General features: G+C 39.4%; 16 protein-coding genes and 1 pseudogene. 6 read left to right on the top strand and 11 right to left on the bottom strand.

What is annotated here, in order from left to right:
- The first annotated feature begins 134 nt into the window (after positions 1-134).
- A complete protein-coding gene (locus tag EMK97_RS04275) occupies positions 135-1352 on the top strand; it encodes a phosphopentomutase (RefSeq protein WP_130599760.1) in 1218 nt (405 codons plus the stop codon).
- Between the two features lie 73 nt (positions 1353-1425).
- Complete coding sequence (locus tag EMK97_RS04270) at positions 1426-3708, top strand: TonB-dependent receptor (RefSeq protein WP_130599758.1); 2283 nt, start codon at positions 1426-1428, stop codon at positions 3706-3708.
- 88 nt (positions 3709-3796) lie between these two features.
- Here the strand turns inward: EMK97_RS04270 and deoD are convergent, their stop codons facing one another.
- The 4 genes from deoD to EMK97_RS04250 all read right to left on the bottom strand — a co-directional run bounded on the left by deoD (position 3797) and on the right by EMK97_RS04250 (position 6898).
- Positions 3797-4501 carry a purine-nucleoside phosphorylase gene (deoD, locus tag EMK97_RS04265; protein WP_130599756.1) on the bottom strand — a complete coding sequence of 235 codons (705 nt, stop codon included), beginning with the start codon at positions 4499-4501 and terminating at the stop codon, positions 3797-3799.
- A 188-nt stretch (positions 4502-4689) separates the two neighbouring features.
- Positions 4690-4860 carry a XapX domain-containing protein gene (locus EMK97_RS04260; protein ID WP_130599754.1) on the bottom strand — a complete coding sequence of 57 codons (171 nt, stop codon included), beginning with the start codon at positions 4858-4860 and terminating at the stop codon, positions 4690-4692.
- 28 nt (positions 4861-4888) lie between these two features.
- Positions 4889-5890 (bottom strand): adenosine deaminase, encoded by a 1002-nt coding sequence (gene add / locus EMK97_RS04255; RefSeq protein WP_130599752.1) that lies wholly within the window; start codon positions 5888-5890, stop codon positions 4889-4891.
- A gap of 102 nt (positions 5891-5992) precedes the next feature.
- A complete protein-coding gene (locus tag EMK97_RS04250; protein WP_130599750.1) occupies positions 5993-6898 on the bottom strand; it encodes an endonuclease/exonuclease/phosphatase family protein in 906 nt (301 codons plus the stop codon).
- A 196-nt stretch (positions 6899-7094) separates the two neighbouring features.
- Here EMK97_RS04250 and EMK97_RS04245 point away from each other — a divergent pair, with 196 nt between their 5' ends.
- Together EMK97_RS04245 and EMK97_RS04240 are read left to right on the top strand one after the other, a co-directional pair.
- Positions 7095-7652, top strand: coding sequence for a phosphoribosyltransferase (locus EMK97_RS04245; protein WP_130599748.1), 558 nt, complete (start codon positions 7095-7097; stop codon positions 7650-7652).
- A gap of 198 nt (positions 7653-7850) precedes the next feature.
- Complete coding sequence (locus EMK97_RS04240) at positions 7851-9152, top strand: GGDEF domain-containing response regulator (protein WP_130599746.1); 1302 nt, start codon at positions 7851-7853, stop codon at positions 9150-9152.
- Positions 9153-9164: 12 nt separating this feature from the next.
- Here the strand turns inward: EMK97_RS04240 and hpt are convergent, their stop codons facing one another.
- From hpt to EMK97_RS04215, 5 genes are all read right to left on the bottom strand, one after another.
- Positions 9165-9704: a hypoxanthine phosphoribosyltransferase gene (gene hpt / locus EMK97_RS04235; protein WP_130599744.1), complete on the bottom strand. Its 540-nt coding sequence runs from the start codon at positions 9702-9704 to the stop codon at positions 9165-9167.
- 92 nt (positions 9705-9796) lie between these two features.
- Positions 9797-10549: an SDR family oxidoreductase gene (locus EMK97_RS04230; RefSeq protein WP_130599742.1), complete on the bottom strand. Its 753-nt coding sequence runs from the start codon at positions 10547-10549 to the stop codon at positions 9797-9799.
- 51 nt (positions 10550-10600) lie between these two features.
- Positions 10601-11008, bottom strand: coding sequence for a GFA family protein (locus EMK97_RS04225; protein ID WP_130599740.1), 408 nt, complete (start codon positions 11006-11008; stop codon positions 10601-10603).
- 45 nt (positions 11009-11053) lie between these two features.
- Complete coding sequence (locus tag EMK97_RS04220) at positions 11054-11593, bottom strand: hypothetical protein (RefSeq protein WP_130599738.1); 540 nt, start codon at positions 11591-11593, stop codon at positions 11054-11056.
- A gap of 118 nt (positions 11594-11711) precedes the next feature.
- The gene (locus EMK97_RS04215) at positions 11712-12356 is read right to left on the bottom strand and encodes a DUF2268 domain-containing putative Zn-dependent protease (protein ID WP_130599736.1); all 645 of its coding nucleotides are present in this window, start codon (positions 12354-12356) and stop codon (positions 11712-11714) included.
- Between the two features lie 250 nt (positions 12357-12606).
- On the opposite strand from EMK97_RS04215, the gene EMK97_RS04210 reads away from it, so the two are divergent.
- Entirely contained in the window at positions 12607-14193 is a 1587-nt protein-coding gene (locus EMK97_RS04210; RefSeq protein ID WP_130599734.1) for an AbgT family transporter, read from the top strand.
- A 25-nt stretch (positions 14194-14218) separates the two neighbouring features.
- Here the strand turns inward: EMK97_RS04210 and EMK97_RS04205 are convergent, their stop codons facing one another.
- On the bottom strand, positions 14219-15322 hold the full coding sequence (locus EMK97_RS04205) for a TonB-dependent siderophore receptor (RefSeq protein WP_130599732.1): 1104 nt from the start codon (positions 15320-15322) through the stop codon (positions 14219-14221).
- Positions 15323-15536: 214 nt separating this feature from the next.
- Between EMK97_RS04205 and olsF the strand changes: the two genes are divergently transcribed.
- Positions 15537-17243 (top strand): bifunctional ornithine lipid synthase OlsF, encoded by a 1707-nt coding sequence (olsF, locus tag EMK97_RS04200; protein WP_130599730.1) that lies wholly within the window; start codon positions 15537-15539, stop codon positions 17241-17243.
- Positions 17244-17277: 34 nt separating this feature from the next.
- Here the strand turns inward: olsF and dapE are convergent.
- Positions 17278-18456, bottom strand: a pseudogene (gene dapE, locus EMK97_RS04195) (succinyl-diaminopimelate desuccinylase).
- Between the last annotated feature and the right edge of the window lie 83 nt (positions 18457-18539).

The following is an 18539-nucleotide window of genomic DNA, read 5'->3' as shown; positions in this document are numbered from 1 at the left end:
TTTGTTATAGATAACACCAACACATTATTTACCCAATTTCTAAAAGGTGATAAATTAACACAATCTGACCAGTTGGTCATATTCTTTGTTAAATTATTTTGATCTAACCGATCTGTTTTAGAGAAGGAAACACTATGGCGCGTGCAATAGTTATGGTTATTGATAGTTTTGGTATTGGTTTTTCGCCTGATGCAAAATCGTTTGGTGATGAAGGCGCTAATACCTTAGCTAACTTAGCTACTGAGTATTTTGAGCAAACGGGTAAAAAAATTAATTTACCGAATTTTTCTTCTCTAGGTTTAATTGCTGCCTGTGAGCAAGCATCAGGTAGAGAGTTTCCCTATCTTGGTCAAGCACCTACAAAGGGAGCTTATGGTTTTGCACAGGAAATTAGCTCAGGTAAAGATACACCCAGTGGGCATTGGGAAATGGCAGGTGTGCCAGTGTTATTTGATTGGGGTTATTTCACTGATAAAAAAAATGCCTTTCCAAGTGACTTACAAGAGAAAATTAATGGGGCGACCGGTTTTGATGGCATGCTGGGCAATTGTCATGCCTCGGGCACGCAGATATTAGCTGAGTTGGGTGAAGAGCATATTAAAACAGGCTTACCCATTTGCTATACCTCGGCAGATAGTGTCTTTCAGGTGGCCGCACATGAAGAGCATTTTGGTCTAGATAATTTATATCAATATTGTCAAACGGTACGAGCAGAATTAGATGGTTTAAATATCGGCCGCGTTATCGCAAGACCTTTTGTTGGTGAGACCCCAGCAGATTTTGCTCGTACAGGAAATCGTCGAGATTACTCAGTATTACCACCAGAGCCAACCGTATTAGATAAACTGCATGATGCCGGTACGCATGTGATAAGTGTGGGTAAAATAGCTGATATTTTTGCTCATCAAGGTATTAGTGAAAAAACTAAAGCCACAGGGTTAGATGCACTTTTTGATGCCACCTTAAAACACATAGAAACAGCGCAAGATAACAGCTTAATATTTACCAACCTGGTTAATTTTGATCAGGACTTTGGTCATCGCCGTGATGCTGTCGGTTATGCCCAAGAGTTAGAAGCATTAGATGCAAGGTTGCCTGAGTTATTTGCGGCGATGTCGAAGGAGGATGTTTTATTCTTTACCGCCGATCACGGCTGCGACCCAACGTGGCCGGGAACTGATCATACCCGCGAATATGTGCCTGTATTGGCCTACCACAATCTGGTCGGATCTGTTAATCTAGGTAACCGTCAAACCTTTGCGGATTTAGGACAAACTATCGCAGAGTTATTTAATGTTGAGTCAATGAGTTACGGAAAAAGCTTCTTATCTCAGCTAAATTTCAAATCTTAAATTATACTCAAATGGTTATTTAGTCGCCAAAAGAGCGGCACACCAGTAATTTAAGCTAGTCCGGGGAATATTAATGGTTACTTTTAACAAGACAACATTATGTTTATGTATTAATGCAGCTTTGCTTACATCAACAAGTATCGCACCTTTGGCACAGGCCGAAGAAGCCGATAAAGGTAAATTAGAGGTTATTGAAGTTACAGCGCGAAAGCGGGTAGAAAATGTGCAGGAAGTACCTGTATCTGTGTCAGCCCTACAAGGTGAAAACCTAGATGCGTTTAGTTCAGCCGGTATGGATATTCGCTTTATGAGCGCTAGAATTCCAAGCCTAGCAGTAGAATCTTCTTTTGGTAGAAGCTTTCCGCGTTTTTATATTCGAGGCTTAGGTAATACAGATTTTGATTTAAATGCTTCACAGCCTGTATCTTATGTTGTCGATGATGTGGTACAAGAAAATCCCATATTGAAAGGTTTTCCTGTTTTTGACGTTGAACGTGTCGAGGTGCTTCGAGGTCCACAAGGAACGCTTTTTGGACGTAACACTCCTGCTGGATTAGTAAAATTTGATTCTGTAAAACCTTCACAAACTTTCGATGGCTATGCTGCAATTTCTTATGGTAGTCGTGGCGCGATTGACAGTTCTGCTGCCTTTGGTGGTGGGTTAACTGACAATTTATCAGTACGAGTATCTGGTTTGCATCAATCAAAAGATGACTATATTGATAATCGCGCAGTTGGTTTCGAACAAAATAATCAACTTGGCGGCTATGAAGAAAATGCAGCGCGTATTCAGTTTCTATATGAAGGTAACAATTTTAGCGCGCTCTTTAATTATCACTTTAGAGATTTAGACGGCTCACCTATTATTTTTCATCCTAATATAGCAACGCCAGGAACGAATAATATCCGAGGGGATTTTGAGGCTGATGTTGTCTACCAAGATGCAGGTCAATTTGCAACGCAACAAGTTGAAACTCAAGGTAGTAGCTTAAAGCTGGAATGGGACTTTAATGAATATACCTTAACCTCGATAACTGCATGGGAGAGTGCAGAGATTTACTCAAGAGCAGATGTCGACGGGGGCTACATAGGGTTTCCGCCTGCCGGAGATGCAAATGCTGTATGGTGGGGGGCACAAACTGCGGATGAAATTCCAGATCATGAGCAATATACACAAGAATTACGCTTAGCATCAAACTTTGCTGGCGATATAAATTATCAGGTTGGAGTCTTTTACTTTAGCGAAGAGATAACAATCAACACTTATGACTTTATAACTAGCGAAGATCCCAATGATCCATTGCATGGTAGTCAAAATGGCGAGTCTACTCAGTTCCAAGACACCAAAGCGTGGGCAGTGTTTGGCTCGGTAGATTATAATGTATCAGATGATTTTTCTGTTACCGTTGGCTTACGCTACTCGGATGATGAAAAAGACTTTACTGCTGAGCTGATTGATCATCCATTTATCCCAGGGGCTGATGGCGGAAACTTTTCCGAGTCGGTGAGTCCAAGTGATAGTCATGTTAGCTGGGATATTAGTACTAACTATAAGATTGACCAAGATATTAACTGGTATGCACGTATAGCGAATAGCTTTAGAGCGCCAAGTGTACAAGGCCGTGTTTTATATGATCAAACTGTTAGTGTTGCTGACTCGGAAACCATTACCTCTTATGAAACGGGTGTTAAGTCAGATATCTTAGATGGCTCTGGTCGTATAAATGCGTCTATTTACTACTTTGATATGGATAATCAACAACTGACAGCTGTTGGTGGCAATGAAAACTCCAATACTTTGTTAAATGCAAATTCAACGACAGGCTACGGTTTTGAATTAGATTCTGAATTTATCGTTACCGATAATATTATTGCCACTTTCAATATTAGTTATAACAAGACTGAGTTAGATCATGATGGCTTGTCTGTAGCAGTCTGTGGCTCAGGTACATGTACTGTGACAGATCCTACTTTTACTAGCAATGGTAAAACCAAGGCTTATATTGATGGCAACTCATTACCTAATTCTCCCGAGTGGATTTCAAATTTAACACTTAGTTATGCGAAAGAAATTGGCGATGGGGAATTTTTTGCTCATACAGATTTAAGCTATCGAAGTGAAGTCGACTTTTTCCTTTATCGCGCGAAAGAGTTTGAAGGGGAGTCATTAGTTGAAATTGGTGCTCGTACTGGCTACAACTGGATTGCTGGTGATAACGAATATGAAGTCTCACTGTTTGTACGTAATTTAACTGATGAACAAGTGATAATTGGTGGCGTTGATTTTAATAATAATTCGGGCATGGTAAATGAAGAACGCTTTTATGGTGCAGAATTTAAGGTTTCTTTCTTCTAGCAACTAACGAGTTAATCGTTTAAATAAAAAGGGCTAGCGTTTGCTAGCCCTTTCTTGTTTAGAAGTTTTCTTAGGATAAATGATGACCCTAAAGAATGCTTTCTAGTGTTAGCTCCATCATATCTTTAAAGGTGGTTTCACGCTCAGCTGAAGTGGTTTGTTCACCTGTTTTAATATGATCGCTCACAGTTAATACCGTCAGTGCTTTTTTACCGTACTCAGCAGCGACACCGTAAAGACCCGCAGCTTCCATTTCAACGGCTAAAATACCGTATTGTTCCATAGTGGCGAACATTTCTGGCTGTGGCGTATAAAATAAGTCAGCGGTAAAGATATTACCGACACGAACCGGCTTGTTTAATTTTTCTGCGGTATCCACTACGCTTTTTAATAGTGAAAAGTCAGCACAAGCCGCAAAGTCTAAATTATTAAAGCGTTGTCTGTTTACGTTTGAGTCGGTACTTGCTGCCATACCGATAACAATATCACGAATGTTAATATCGTCACGTACCGCGCCACACGAACCAATACGAATAATATTTTCAACACCGTAATCTTTATAAAGTTCAGTTGCGTAAATCGATACGCTTGGCACACCCATTCCTGAGCCCATAACAGAAATTGGTTTACCTTTGTAAGTGCCAGTGTAACCAAACATGTTACGTACGCTGGTAACACATTTTGCGTCGTCTAAAAAGTTTTCGGCAATGTATTTAGCGCGAAGTGGATCGCCAGGCATTAATACGGTTTTAGCGAAATCGCCCGCTTGGGCTTCAATATGAGGAGTTGGCATAAGAGTTATCCTTTAATGGTTAAGTACCAATGGGTTTAAGTGTAACTCAGTAAGTTTCTAGCCAGAAGTGATTAAATCATGCTGCTATCAAGGGTGTTTTACTGATCATCAATGCTATTGTTATTGCTATAGCAGTGCAACGTACCGCTTAGTAAAGCAAGTAAATTGACTAAGTGGTTATGATAATGCTAACTAAAGAATCGTTCAAGGATCCATTGATAAGCAGTACCGCCTAAGTAAATACCAAAGATACCAGCAATACCTGATAAAACAGGTGGTGCAGGTAATGGTAGTTTAAAGGCTGAAAATAATAGGCCAACAAGGAGGCCGGTGGCAAGGGCTGCGAGTATTTCTGTCATAATACTTTCTTCTCATTCTAGGTGGTTGTTAAATGCCTTGCTTACTGCTAGACAAGGCTTGTTTTTCTTGCTCAGACAAAAAGCACATGGCAATGGCATTTTTTTGTAACTGAGTAATGTGTTGCTCGGTTAAGCCGAGCGTTTGCTTAGCTAAGTGAAATTCATAGCCAAGTTCAATATTCTCGACAGCAGGGTCGTCAGTATTTAAGCAAACAAGTAAATTATTGGCCAAGAAGGTTTTGACAGGGTGATTAACAAGCTCTGTTACCGTACCTGTTTGATAGTTTGACGTGAGGCAAGACTCAATAGCTATGTTGTGCTTTGCCATATAATCCATTAGCTTTTGATCTTTTACACAAGCGACGCCGTGACCAATTCGTTGTGCGCCGAGTTTTTCAATCGCGTGCCAGACACTTTCTGGGCCAGCTGCTTCACCGGCATGCACGGTTATGTTTAGGCCTGCATCGCGCGCTTTATTAAAGTGATTTTCAAAAAGTTGCCCTGGGAAGTTATATTCATCACCAGCTAAATCAAGCGCTACCAAATCATCGCGATACTTGAGTAAAGCATTTAGTTCTTTGTTACAGGCATCTACGCCAAAGGTGCGACTTAAAATGCCAATTAAATTCACTTTAGTAGCGAACTTACTTTGACCAATACGTGTGCCTTCAATGACTGCTTCAATAACCCCTTCTATGGCTAAGTGGTGTGTTTTTGCCATGTAATAAGGAGAAAAGCGTAACTCGGCATAGTCAATATTGGCATGAAAGGCATCTTCGACATTTTCAAAAGCGATGCGGACAACATCATCGAGTGAGCTTAAAACGGCTACGCCCCAATCAAGCTTTTTTAAAAAGGCTAATAAATTTGGCTCACTGTCGGTGATTTGCACATGGGGCAGGAAAGCTTCAAAGGTATTTTCTGGCTGGGCAATATTGTTTTGCTCTGCTAATTGCCAAATAGTTTTAGCTCTTATATTGCCATCTAAATGGCGGTGTAGATCGATAAGGGGAAGTTGATTATTAAACATGAGAGAAGCTTCCTTGTGGTGAAAAAATCGTTGCTAATAGTTTGATTATCAGCAACGGTTAATTCTTATCAATTATATCCAGCCTAGGCAAAACAGGCAAAGTTAAAGTTTAACTTCCACCGAGATAGGGCAATGATCACTTAAGGTTTGTGATAGTTTACGGGTATATTTAGGCGTAAAAACTAGCTGTTCAAAGGAATCATCTACATAGAGCTGTTTAGCTTTAGGGTTAAATACAATGTGATCTATATAGTCTTTGTAATACCCGCCCCAACAGTCTGAATTTTTACTCGCCGTTGGTGTCCATAATGCACTATTACCTTCGTCATTTAGTGCTTGCCATAAACCTTGTGATTCATTGTGCTTTAAGGCGATATCTTGAGAAAAACGGCGATTAAAATCACCTAGAACAATAAAGGCCTTGTCTTTACTCGCTTGTGTATCAATCCACTGTTCAAGGGGCTTAATTTGTTTGCTTAAAATAGTACAAGCTTCTTTGTTTCTTAACTCGTTTTCGGTTGAGTCAGCCATAGCTGCAACGCTTTTATCATCTAGCGGTTTAGCAAAACAACCAGATTTTAAATGTACAGCCAATAAGGTCAGTTCTTGATTGTTTTTAACTAACGTTAACTCCATACCGTGACGTACACGGCCAACATCAAGTGCTTTATATTCATTTGCTGTAACCGTTAAACCAGCAGACTTTTTTACTGCAATACCAACACGTTGTACCCAATCTTTAGTCGAAAAATAATAGTCGTAGCTATCACCTAATACTTTCTTTGCCCAAAAAGCACTTTCTACTTCTTGTAGGGCAATAACATCGGCATCAAGCTGTTTTGCATAGCTTGCTAGTGCTTGATAATCTGTGCTTTTGCGTTCGTTATATTCATGCGAGCCTAACCAAGCGATATTCCACGAGGCAATTTTTATTGTCTTAGCTAGCACTGTCGTTGAACTTATCAGGGCAAACACTAAGGCAGTAGTTGTTAATATGGTTTTTTTCATTAATACTTCTCTTACTTAACGTCAAAATATTCGACGCAAGCAACACTTTTGCTTTTAAATTTATCAATCACAGGTTAACGGCGTAGTGCCTATTAAACCGGCAAAATGTTACAATAATATTTTTTACTTAACCAATCGGTCAGGTATTGTTATAATTTGCAACATTACACTACTTCCATAGTAAGAAACAACTAATATGACTAAAAAATTTATCACTGCCCAAGAATTATTAGAAGACTCGTTTCGAGTTGCCGCTAAGGTATATGAAGACGGTTTTAGGCCGCAGTTTATCGTTGGTATTTGGCGTGGTGGCGCACCAATTGGTATTGCTGTACAAGAGTACTTTGACTTTAAGAAAGTAGAAACAGATCACATCGCTGTGCGTACTTCATCTTATTATGGTATTAATCAGCAAAGCAAAGAAATTAAAGTACATGGTTTGCACTATATTATTGAAAACGCTAATGCAGATGATGGCTTATTGATTGTTGATGATGTCTTTGATTCAGGCCGAAGCATTGATGCGTTAATTAAGCAGTTACAAAAGCTAACCCGTAAAAACATGCCTTCTGATGTACGTATTGCTTGTCCTTGGTATAAACCACAAAATAGTAAGGTAGATATTAAGCCTGACTACTATATTCACGAATCCGATGAATGGTTAGTGTTTCCTCATGAGTTATCAGGTTTAACGCCAGAAGAGATTGCCGAAGGTAAGTCTGATTTAGCTAATGTGCTTGATTTATTGAAGTAATTGCTAAGTAGAAAATTAGCCAGTACATCAAGCAGAACTTAATATTAAAAGCAGTATACATAGTTTGTGTACTGCTTTTTTTATTGTTCGTAAAGAGAAAATATCAGCTTTCCGCCCTTAAATAGCATAATTGCCAAGTTAACTTATACTTAAATTGTTAAATAATAACTCGGCGCTAAAACAAGGGTAAGTTTATACATGGTCAATGTTAGAGATAACATAAGAAACAATAACAACGCTCAGCCAGTCAAAAGAATTATCAAACCAATTCTCATTATAGAAGATCAAGACTCGCTTTTGGTGATGTTAAAGCAACTCATGCTTGCAAGTTACGATGTACAAATACACACCGCCAGTAATTATGCCCAAGCAAAATCTTGCTTAAGTAAACATCGGCATGAGTATTTGCTGGCGATATGTGATTTAAATTTACCTGATGCGCCAAAGGGTGAGATTGTTGATTTGCTCAACCGAGCCAAGGTTAGAATGATTACTATGACGGGTTCTTTTGGTGAGAAACTACGTTCAACAATGATTGAAAAGGGCGTCATTGATTACATTATTAAAGATAGTATTAACGCCTATGAATACGCGGTTGAACTCGTTGGTCGCATAGATAACAACGCAAAAAATAAATTGTTGCTCGTTGATGACTCAGCCACGAGTAGGGCGATTATAGAGCAAATGTTAAGGCTACAAAATTTTGATGTGCTGACAGCAGAAAATGGTCATCAGGCGTTAACTTTGTTTGAGCAAACCCCTGACATCAAGCTGGTGCTGACGGATTATCAAATGCCTGAAATGGATGGTTTTAATTTAACCTTAGCATTAAGGCAATTACAGCCAAAAGAGCAGCTGGCGATTATTGGTTTGTCTTCCACAGGTAACAGTGAGTTAGGGGCGCAATTTATCAAAAATGGCGCTAATGACTTTCTTACTAAACCTGTTGCTTATGAAGAATTGTTGTGCCGAATTAATCAAAATATAAGCTTACTCGACTATATGGAAGCATTACGCACTGCGGCTAATTGTGATTTTTTAACGGGGTTATTTAATCGCCGTTACTTTTTTTCTACGGGAGAAGATATATTTCAGGCGCAAAGAAGCAGTGCCAGTCAAATTGCTGTGGCCATGTTCGATATCGATCACTTTAAACAAATTAATGATACTTATGGTCATAAAGCGGGTGATGAGTTATTGGTTTATTTTGCCCAGTTAATGAAAAAAGTATTTTGTCAGAACCTTGTGGCACGCATTGGTGGAGAGGAGTTTTGTGTGTTGTTTTATGGTGAGCAGTTCGCCAAGGCTTTATCTTTGTGTCAACAATTTCGTGAGCAATTGGCGCAAACGAAAATAACTTTTTTGCCGCAAGAGTTATCGATGACAGTAAGTATCGGTTTACATCAGCAATTAGAAGATAACTTAGATGCCATGCTAAAAAAAGCTGATGTAAAGTTATATCAAGCAAAAGCGGCAGGTCGCAATCAAGTGATAAACTAGCGCTTACCGCTATCAGTCTTCAACTTCCAGAGGGACAACTTTACCTATATAGGGCAGGTGGCGATATTTTTGCGCGTAGTCTATGCCAACGCCAACAACAAACTCATCAGGAATTTCAAAGCCAAGCCAGTCAATATCAACAGCGACTTCACGTTTACTCGGCTTATCGAGCAAAGTACAAATTTTTAATGATTTAGGCGCTCTAAGACTTAGAATTTGTTTTACTTTGCTTAGTGTATTGCCCGTATCAATAATATCTTCCACCAATAAAACATCTTTACCTTCAATGGTATCGTCTAAATCTTTAAGTATATGCACATCGCGCGAGCTTTCCATGGTGTTGCCATAACTGGATGCCGTCATAAAATCGATACTATGGGCAATTGAAATGGCGCGGCATAAATCCGCCATAAAAATAAACGAACCACGTAACAGGCCAACAATAACTAAGTCACTAGAGTCTTGATAATGCGCAGTGATGCTTTGACCTAGCGCTTGTATTTTGGCTTGTACAGTTTGCTCGTCAATCAGTACTTCTACGGTATGTTTCATTTGATAGTTTGCCTTGAATTAATTTTTCTTGAAATAGTTTTGCCTCGAAAAAATCAGGGAGCCTAATTGATACTAGCTTAATTACATTGTCCCTAAAGTCCACCAGATAAATCTAGATAATTCCCGGTAGAAAATGATGATTTATCTGATGCTAGCCAGTAGATAGCTTCAGCTACCTCTGCAGGCTGCCCACCGCGTTGTAGGGGGATTTTGCTTTTTAATCTTGCTATTCGCTCTGGCTCTCCGCCATCAGCATGCATATCAGTATAAATAAGGCCGGGTCTAACACAATTCACGCGAATACCTTCAGCTGCAACTTCTAACGATAAGCCTTTGGTTAAGGTATCTATTGCGCCTTTTGAGGCGGCATAATCAATATATTCGTTTGGCGAGCCAGTGCGAGCCGCACCAGAAGATACATTAACTATTACGCCACCTTTGCCGCCATGGCGAGTTGACATACGCTTAACTGCTTCTCTAGAGCAAAGAAAATAACTAGTGACATTATTGATTAAAATCGTATTGATTCGCTCTGCGGTCATCTCTTCTAAGCGTGTTTGCTGATGCAGTATGCCAGCATTGTTTACTAACACGCTAATTGCACCTAGCTCCTGTTCAATAATTGAAAAAAGCCTTTTTACATCATCTTCTTGAGACACATCCGCCTGCACGGTAATGCATTTTGCGCCAGTTGCGCTTATTTCATCGGCGAGCAAATTCGCAGCTTTACTATTTGCTTTATAGTTTATGCAAACCGCATAACCTTTTTCAGCAAATAGCTTAGCGGTAGCCGCACCAATGCCACGACCTGCGCCCGTAATTAGAACAACCTTTTCAGTCATTATCTATACACCTTAACTATGTGTGATTTCTACGAAAATGCCATTTGGCAATAGTTAGCTACGGCTAGGCTCATATTTTTCGTAGCGAGGTAAGTCAGCATCTAGATTATCCCAATTCGCTTTGGAGGTAACAAAATTATGGGAAATCGGCTTCTCGTTTATATCTGAATCAAGTACCCCTAAACGTATTCTAATCCGGCTATTATCTAGCGAGTTAGAGCTATAAATGGGTGAAGCACAGGTTTTACAGAAGTGCCTTTTTTTACCCGGTCGTAATTCAAAGTGAGTTAAATTATCTTCGCCAGCAATAATGTTAAAATCTGAAACATTAACAAAGCCATTGGTCGCATACGCTGTTCCGCTAGATTTGCGACACAAGGAGCAATGACAATGAATGATGTCGGTAATTTGTCCGACAATGTGAAATTTTACTCTGCCGCACAAGCAGCTACCTTGATACATAGTTAATATTACTCGTCATTGATGGCTGTCAGTTAATAGCCATTGTTAGTTTACTTGTTGAATAAAATAATTATCTAGCGATATAGAAGAGTGCCTTGTACTTGCTGTTTCACCAGTATTGGCACCTGAGCTTTGACCAAAATAAAGTCTTTCACTGTTAACATAAATTAAGGTGTACATTGGCGAAGTAACACCATTACCTGAGTTGTAAATAAAGGTTTCATTTAGGCCATAAGCTGCAATACTTTCATCGCTAATTACCTTACTTTTAATATCAAATGTCGAAACATCAATTGAATCAAATTCTCTGGTTTCGCATAAGGTATCTTCAGGTCTGAAATACTCAGTGCGATAGGTTGATTTTAGTTCGTCATCAATGGATAGCTTGGTTATGACATTCCAAGCCGTATTTGAATCATCGCTTGATAGTTTATTATAAGGTGAGCATTCTTTTATCCAAGCGGTGTTTGCTAAGTTTGTAATATCATCACTTTTGGGAATGTCAGTGGAGCTATCGCCACCTGAGCCACCACATGATATGACTAACATTGATGAAAGCAAAACAGTAAGCCAAGTGTGTTTCATTTTTACTCCGTAAAATAATAGGTTTGCGATATTAAGCTAAAGTTAATCAGGTTCTTAAAGACTGAAATATCGAGTATTGCTCTTTCAAAAAACAGCCTTTGAATTTGTAATAAAATAATCATGAATGCGCTAATAGAATCTTTTCAGCAGGTATGTTAACAAGCGTTGCAGCGCAGCCACCATACTTGTTTATGTACTGTGAAACTAAATTATACCCGACCCAGTAACCTGCTCGATTCGGAAATTTAGATGTATCCTCTCCGCCAAAAAATAAAGGGTAATTAAAGTCTGTGTTATCTAGGTAATCGTCCATCTGTTTATATAAATCAATCCAGTTGTATTTTTTAATTTCACTGAAAAAACTAATGGTATTCTTCTCTATGAACATCATTTCAAAATGACAAGCCAAGCCCTCAGATATTAGCACTTGTAATAGTTTTTCTTCCTGAACTCCTGAGTATGTGCGCACGACATGATGCAATTCATGGGCTAAAACGAGGGGCAGCTCATTATTGATGATATCTAAAAGATCATCTCGCTCTGTATCTAATAAAATATCAATTAAATATTGAGTGCTAACACAGCCAAGAATTCCTGTGGTAGTAACATGCTCTTTGGGCCAAGGGCTGATTATAATATCAATGTTAGGTAATCGAATGTGTTTCCCTATTTTATTAAGGGCATCTTGAGCTTTAGACTCTAGCAAAGGTAAAACAGGATTAAACTTTTTTGAAGCATTTAAGATGGTTACTTTACTTGTCATATACTTCCATGTAATTCATAACTATAGGTAAATGTTAGCTTTACTATATGATAAATATTGCCGAACTAAAATAGGATATTTTGAATGAGTATTGTTAAATTTAGGGTTAGGTTACTTCTGTCTATAAGCACTATATATTGAACTTCAACGCATTTTTTTGTCAATCAATCTGATGTAGGCGACATGCCTTAATGCTTTATGTTATCTTTCGGTAATTTTTTATTCGTATTAAGGGCATATTTAGTTGGACATGCAAAACACTAAACCATTAGAGAATACCCAGAAAGGTTTGTTTAATCGCTTTCTTGCCACGGTAGAGTTTTTGGGGAATTTATTACCTCACCCGATAACACTATTTGCTATTTTTTGTCTGGCAATCATTATTTTTAGCGGTATTGCTGACTTTTTTGGTTTAAGCGCAATTGATCCTAGACCTGTTGGTTCAAAAGGCCGTGAGGCAGATGGCGTTATTGAAGTGGTCAGCTTATTAAGTGCTGAAGGCTTACAACGCATTATGACAGGCTTAGTCACTAACTTTACCGGTTTTGCACCACTAGGTACGGTACTTGTTGCCTTATTAGGGGTGAGTGTAGCTGAGCACTCAGGCTTGTTATCCGCTGCTATGCGCGGCATGGTGATGGGGGCGTCAAAACGCTTTGTTACTTTTGCTATTGTGCTTGCGGCAATCTTATCTAATACCGCATCTGAGTTAGGTTATGTGGTGTTAATTCCGTTATCTGCCATGATATTTCATAGTTTAGGCAGACATCCCTTAGCCGGTTTGGCCGCTGCTTTTGCCGGGGTTTCTGGTGGTTATAGTGCTAACTTATTATTGGGCACTATTGATCCCTTACTTGCGGGTATAACAACGCCAGCAGCGCAATTAATTGCGCCAGATTATCAAGTAGGCCCAGAAGCTAACTATTACTTTATGTTTGTTTCTGTATTTATGATTGCCATTTTAGGTACAGTGATCACCGAGAAAATCGTTGAGCCAAGATTAGGCAAGTACAACAATGATGAAGCCAGTGAAGATTTAAGCAATAACAAAGTTGAACATTTAACTGATGTTGAAGTGAAAGGCTTAAAATATGCCGGCCTAGCATTTTTAATTACCTGTGCTGTGCTGGCACTAACCATAGTGCCAGAAAATGGCATTTTACGTCACCCAGAAACGGGCGCTGTTGCTGGCTCGCCTTTCTTAAAAGGCATAGTTGTTATTATCTTTATTACCTTCCTTATTCCAGGTTTTGTATACGGTAAAGTTGTTGGCACAATGAACAATGATAGAGATATTATTAATGCGATGTCTAAGAGCATGAGCTCGATGGGCATGTATATCGTGTTAGTGTTTTTTGCTGCGCAATTTGTTGCCTTTTTTAAGTGGACCAATTTAGGCACTATTATGGCGGTTAATGGGGCGAACTTATTACAAGCGCTGAGTTTAACTGGCCCGGAAATTTTTGTTTTCTTTATCTTTATGTGTGCGGTGATTAATCTAAGCTTAGGCTCTTCATCAGCGCAGTGGGCAGCAACAGCCCCGATTTTTGTCCCTATGCTAATGCTTGTTGGTTATGCGCCAGAAACCATACAAGCGGCTTATAGAATAGGCGATTCGGTTACCAACTTAATCACCCCTATGATGAGTTACTTTGGCTTGATATTAGCAGTCGCAACCAAGTATAAAAAAGATATGGGCATAGGCACGTTAGTTGCGACTATGCTGCCGTATTCGATGATATTCTTTGTTGGTTGGGTGGTATTGTTTTATGTTTGGGTGTTTGTTTTTGGCTTACCTGTCGGGCCAAATTCACCAATTTACTTTACGCCAGCATAATTAAATGCACTATTGCGAAAAGCCATCAATAATGTTGATGGCTTCGCCCCCAAAAGTTAGCTTGGTAGGCAAGCTGTGCATCAACAAAGGTGGCATTAATTTCATTTTGCGCAGCATTTTCTGAAAGGTAAGTGTAATCACCTGTTGTTAAGTTGTCGTAACTGTATACACCACCAATGTGTTTATAGTCCATATCGGTAGCTTGTTTGCTGGCACGAACCGTAAGTTTTAGGTTATCTAAAAACTCATGGTTAAGCTCTGTGTTGATAAGTAAATCTTCTGATTCAACTTCACCATCAACAAAACCTAAGAAGGTATCTGTATCAATATTGTCTGGAATTTCACCATTTGGCACAGGGAAACCGCCATTTGGGTTAGATTCAGTTTCACGATAAGCAACACTGGCTTTTAGTGAGGTGCTATCACCCAGATTAAAAATGGCAACAGGACGAATAGCTGTGGTTGTGCGTCCTTGGTGATCTGCATCATATTTGAAATCTCTATAGGCGCCACTTACACGTAGTAATACTGTATCAGAGTTGTTGATTTCACCCATGTTGAAGTCAAAATCAACACCTGCGCTACCAAATTGATCAGCGCGCAGCTTAACACTGGCACCTTGCTCAACGTATGGGTTTTTAGTTACTGTGTTAATGATACCACCAGCACCCACAGGGCCTGAAGCAATGGAGGCTGGACCTTTTAGGATCTCATAGCGCTCAACGAAAGAATCATCACGAGCACCAGCCCCTCTAAAGTTATTTTGAATGCGGTTATCGACTAAAATAGGGGCAGTAAAACCACGCGAAATGAAGCTGGTAGTACCTGTTCCGTTTCTGTCTTCTGTGCGAGCGATGTTAGGTAAGGTAGTTAACGCTTCAATAGGGCGGGTGAAGTTGCGAAGCTCTAATAGCTCACTGTCAACTACATCTAAAGTAAACGGCAGCTCTTTTGGGGTAACAGGAATACGATTAATTAAAGATTGTTGAAAGCTACCTGTTACTTCAATCTTTTCAATATCTTCGTCTTTCGTTTTGTTTTCTTCAGCAAATGCTAAAGGTGCTGTAAGTGCTAGAGAGATAGCTGCTGCGAGAGGTGTTAGCCCTCTGCTATGTTTTTCAAGTTTCATGCTAGACCTATATTATAGTAATGTTAATAACGCTCAAATGAGCGAGAATTATTCTCATTTGCATAAATAAGTCCAGCATTATTACAATTGTTACAATTCAATAGCTAAAGGAAGTAACTGATTTATTGGTCATATAAACATCATTAAGGTGTCACAAAAAGTTAATTTTTGTTGCTTAGAGTGACTTTGATTACCACTAACTATTGAGTGATATATGATTGATGTAGATGATGTTGTAACCAAAAACTTACCGTCTTTAAAAGATAAACCATGGATAGAAAAGCCCGTTAAAGCAGCACTCAAAAGCTTGCTTTATGTTGATAAATTTCAGGAATTCGGTCAGCAATATCCGCATTTAAATGGTTTAGAGTTCGTTGAACAGGTTTTACAGTATTTTGATGTAAGCTATTCAGTGCGTGATAGTGAGCGGGAAAATATTCCGGCAACCGGCAAGGTTGTCATTATCGCCAATCATCCCATCGGCTCACTCGATGGTTTAGCTTTGATTAAGCTGGTGTGTGATATTCGCCGTGACGTTAAGGTGGTGGTGAATAGTTTATTGATGGAGTTAGAGCCGTTACACCCATTGTTGCTGCCTGTAAACAATATGGGCGGGACAACGCCAAAAGATGACCTTAAGGCGATTCATAATCACTTAGCCAATGAGCAAGCGATTATTGTTTTTCCAGCTGGTGAAGTGTCTCGACTCAGTCCTCAAGGCATTCGAGATGGCAAATGGCACAGCGGCTTTTTAAGGTTTGCCAGCCAAAGCCAAGCACCGATTATTCCTATTTATATTGAAGCGAAGAACTCGGCTGCTTTTTATGGTGTCTCTATGCTGTCTAAGCCAATATCTACGTTAATGTTGGTGTCTGAAATGTTTAAACAGCAAGAAAAAGATATTCCGATGCGTATTGGTAAGCAAATACCTTTTGAGCATTATGGTGCCTTGCTCGTTGATATTAAAACCAAAACCAAAATGTTTAAACGTCATCTTTATCGCTTAAAAAAGGGCAAAGGCGATGTTTTTCAAACGCAAAGTGCGATAGCGCCTGTAGAAGATCGTAAGCAACTTAAAGAAGCGATTGAGCATTGTGAGCATTTAGGCGAAACGCCTGATGGCAAGGTAGTTTATCTGCATAGAGCGACCAAGAATGACATTATTATGCGTGAAATAGGCTGTTTAAGGGAACATTCCTTTCGAGCGGTTGGTGAAGGCAGCGGCTTACGTAGAGATTTAGATAAGTTTGATCAACATTATTTTCATTTATTACTTTGGGATAATGATGAGCTAGAAGTGGTTGGTGCTTACCGATTTGCTGACACCGCCGAGATCATAAATGCTATGGGTTTAGATGGCCTGTATAGTCATAGCTTGTTTAATCTAGAAGGAAAGATGTCGGATTATTTGGCGCAAGGGCTAGAGTTAGGCCGAAGTTTTGTTCAGCCTAAGTATTGGGGCAAGCGCAGTTTAGATTACTTATGGTTTGGTATTGGCGCTTTTATTAAAAAGTACCCTAAATATCGCTACCTTTATGGCCCTGTTAGCATTAGTAATGCCATGCCACAAGCGGCTAAAGACTTATTAGTTTATTTCTATCGTTTATATTTTGGCAGTATCGAGAATTTCGCGCCATCGCGCAATCCTGTGCAGTTTAATCAAGCGTTATTAGAACAATTGAAACAACATTTTGTCGGGGATGACTATAAACAAGACTTTTCCAAGTTGAAAAATCTACTGGCTAATATGGGCGTTGCTATACCGACCTTGTATAAACAATATAGTGAATTAACCGAGCCTGGAGGTGTTCACTTTATAGATTTTGGTATCGATGCAGACTTTAATAACTGCATTGATGGCTTAGTGTTAGTTGATATTGAAAAGCTTAAAGACAACAAGAAAAAACGTTATTTAGCTTAATTAGCTAAATAACTAAGATAAACTAAAGTGCGCTTTAAGACATCATACGTGAAAGTAAATCAATATAGATGCTTTCTAGTGTATATAAGTCTTTAAGGCGCACTTTTTCATTAATTTGGTGAATGCTAGTATTTGGCACGCCTAACTCAACGACTTGGCAATTGCCTTGCGCTATAAATCGACCATCAGAAGTACCGCCTGAGGTTGAAAGCCTTGGAAAGCGGTGGCAAACATTAAAAATAGCCTTCTCCACTTCGGTAACTAAGCTTACCCCATTAAATGCTTGTGTTGAGGTAAAATAAGCTTGGCAAGGGCGTAACCAACGGATGCTTGCTTTTTCGTTAAATTTAGCCAGCTTAGCGCTAATAATGTTTTTCACTTGCTGTTCACTTTGCTTGTGTGAGTAACGTACATTAAAAGCAATTTTACTGCTGCCGGGGATAATATTATCAGTCCATTTTCCGGTATCGATAGAAGTGATTTGCAAACTTGTTCCCGGAAAGTCTTCACAGCCTTGATCCCATACTAGCTCAGTTAAGCAATTGCTAATTTTTGCTGCTGTGTGGGCAGCGTTATCACTTTGTTTAGGGTAGGCAACATGGCCTTGCTGTCCTTGAATGATGACTTCACCAGAAATGGCGCCACGACGACCAACCTTGATAACATCGCCGGTTTGCATGCTTGCTGTAGGCTCACCAATAATGCAAAAGTGCGGTAGCTTATTTTTACTTTTTAAGTAAGCCATAATGGCTTTTGTGCCAAATTCTGCTTCACCTTCTTCATCGGAGGTGATTAAAAAGTAAAGTGTATTTTTAGTTAAATTAAAAGAAGCTCAACATTTTTTTATGGCAGACAACATAGCGGCAATGCCACCTTTCATATCGGCAACCCCGCGACCGATAACAAAGTCATCAATGATTTGACCGGAAAAAGGCGGTGCTTGCCATAATTTTTCTGCGCCGCTTGGTACTACATCGGTATGTCCGGCAAAGGCAATACGGGTATTACCTGAGCCAATTGAGGCAACGAGATTTTCAACACCGTTACAGTTAAAGTGATGGCAAGAAAAACCTAGCGCAGTTAATTGCTTGGCAATAAATTGCTGGCAGCCAGCATCATTAGGGGTGATTGATTTTCGTGTTAATAAAGGCTGTAAATAGTCGAGTAGGCTGGTTGTTTTTTCTTGGGGAAAAGCGATAACTGACTGACTCATGTAATATTGACCTATTAATCAAGCTTGTCGTTATTTAAGCGAGCGAAAATGACAAAAATATGAAGCACTGATGAAAAGTTAAT

The sequence above is a fragment of the Litorilituus sediminis genome (assembly GCF_004295665.1).
GTDB classification, from domain to species: Bacteria; Pseudomonadota; Gammaproteobacteria; order Enterobacterales; family Alteromonadaceae; genus Colwellia; species Colwellia sediminis.
The sequence above is the reverse complement of the archived record's forward strand: the minus strand, read 5'-3'. Positions and strand labels throughout refer to the sequence as shown.